Source organism: Cyanobium sp. NIVA-CYA 375 (genome assembly GCF_056108345.1).
Genome location: NZ_JBSYHW010000157.1, coordinates 1 through 2,258, shown reverse-complemented (window position 1 = coordinate 2,258; position 2,258 = coordinate 1). Strand labels below are relative to the sequence as shown.

Genomic DNA, 2,258 nt, shown 5'->3' with positions numbered 1-2,258 from the left:
GGGCTGCACTGTGATGCGCTGGTTTTCCAGGTCTATGGCCAGCACCTGGCGCATGCGGCTGGTGGCGATCACCAGGGACTCGATCTCGGCTACGGCGCCGCCGGAGAGGCCGGTGCCGCTGCCCCGGGCCACAAACGGCACGCCTTTTTGATGGCAGAGCTTCACGGCTGCCGCCACCTGGGCCGTCGTCTCAGGCAGCACCACCAGGGGCGGTTGGTGCCGGCTGAGGGTGAGGCCGTCACAGTCGTAGGAAAGCAATTCCTGGCGCGCCGACACCACGGCGCGGGGTGGCAGGAACTGGCGTAATTGCCGCTCCAGCTCTGGCCAATTGATGCCCAGAAGACCCCTAGCAACAAGCTCAATTTATCGGTGAAGCAGTTGGGCCGGTTTTGGGTCAGGATGGTTGATGGTTTTGTTCCTCTGCGGGTTCCGCTTTGACCTCGGCTGCCACCTCCGCTCCGGCTTCGGGTTCTGCCCTTAACACCAGCCGCTCCCAGGAGCTCTTCAACGCCGCCCAGAGCCTGATGCCAGGTGGCGTCAGCTCGCCGGTTCGAGCGTTCAAGTCGGTCGGTGGCCAGCCGATCGTGTTTGACCGGGTCAAGGGCTCCTACGCCTGGGACGTAGACGGCAACCGCTACATCGACTACATCGGCAGCTGGGGGCCAGCTATCTGCGGCCATGCCCACCCCGAGGTGATCGCCGCCCTGCACGAAGCCCTCGATAAAGGCACCAGCTTCGGCGCCCCCTGTGCCCTGGAAAACACCCTCGCCGAGATGGTGATCGCCGCCGTGCCGTCGGTGGAGATGGTGCGCTTTGTCAACAGCGGCACCGAGGCTTGCATGTCGGTGCTGCGCCTGATGCGCGCCTTCAGCGGCCGCGAAAAGATCATCAAATTCGAGGGTTGCTACCACGGCCACGCCGACATGTTTTTGGTGAAGGCCGGCTCCGGGGTGGCCACCCTGGGCCTGCCCGATTCGCCTGGCGTGCCCCGCAGCACCGCCGCCAGCACCCTCACCGCCCCTTACAACGACCTGGAAGCCGTCAAGCAGCTCTTCGCCGAAAACCCCGGTGAAATTGCCGGTGTGATCCTCGAGCCGGTGGTGGGCAACGCCGGCTTCATAACGCCGGAGCCTGGATTCCTGGAGGGCATCCGCGAGATCACCAGGGAAAATGGCGCCCTGCTGGTATTCGACGAGGTGATGACCGGTTTCCGCATCAGCTACGGCGGCGCCCAGGCGAAATTTGGTGTTACCCCCGACCTCACCACCATGGGCAAGGTGATCGGTGGCGGCCTGCCCGTGGGGGCCTACGGCGGCAGGGCCGACATCATGGCGATGGTGGCGCCAGCCGGCCCCATGTATCAAGCCGGCACCCTCAGCGGCAATCCCCTGGCGATGACTGCGGGCATCAAGACCCTGCAGCTGCTCCAGCAGCCCGGCACCTACGAGCGGCTGGAGATGCTCACCAAGCGGTTGGTCGCCGGCATCCTTGATGCTGGCCGCAGCGCCGGGCTGCCTATCTGCGGTGGCTCGATCAGCGCCATGTTTGGCTTCTTCCTCTGCGATGGCCCGGTGCGCAACTTCGAGGCTGCCAAGGCCGCCGACACGGTTCGTTTCGGCAAGCTGCATAGAGCCATGCTCGAGCGCGGTGTCTACCTGGCCCCAAGCGCCTTCGAGGCCGGCTTCACCTCCCTGGCCCACAGTGACGCCGACATCGACGCCACCATCGCGGCCTTCCGCGAGTGCTTCGCGGCGGTGGCCTGAGCAGCGGCACAGATGCCTGTCATCACGACCACACTCGGCTGATAGAGGCTGGGCGCTGCCGTGGCTGCAAAACGCTCAAACTAAAATATGGCAACCTGCTGAATCCGCTACAAATTTTCGGGCAAGCCAGTCGACAAGAAAATATAAGCACGATCGGTTGACAGACCCTAAAAATGATGGGCAAAATCGGAGGCAAGCTGGAAGTTATTCGTGCTGCCTAGCCGGACTCTCCAAAGATCAAACGCACCTGAACAGTTCCTGCGGGGATTAATTTAATGCTCTTTGCAGGCTTCCAGAAAACGGATAGCGCTCAAGATCAGCGTCGGGCAGCGAAAAGCAGAGTGAGGAACGAGCGCAGTCTTTTTGATCTCCGAGGGCATGTATTTGTTAGACCAATACAGCACCTATTTTGGCTTTCGGGCCACATAAGAAACAAACGGCCTAAGGCTTGGAAATACCCTTGTTATAACCTGTTTTATATTTATCCCGAAGCGC

General features: G+C 61.9%; 2 protein-coding genes. One reads left to right on the top strand and one right to left on the bottom strand.

Annotated elements, in window-relative coordinates:
- A partial coding sequence (locus AC01FP_RS17030; RefSeq protein ID WP_474481866.1) for an FAD-binding oxidoreductase occupies nt 1-279 on the bottom strand: 279 nt, incomplete at its 3' end.
- A gap of 155 nt (nt 280-434) precedes the next feature.
- Between AC01FP_RS17030 and hemL the strand changes: the two genes are divergently transcribed.
- Nucleotides 435-1,763 carry a glutamate-1-semialdehyde 2,1-aminomutase gene (gene hemL / locus AC01FP_RS17025; protein ID WP_474481865.1) on the top strand — a complete coding sequence of 443 codons (1,329 nt, stop codon included), beginning with the start codon at nt 435-437 and terminating at the stop codon, nt 1,761-1,763.
- The last annotated feature ends 495 nt before the right edge of the window (nt 1,764-2,258 follow it).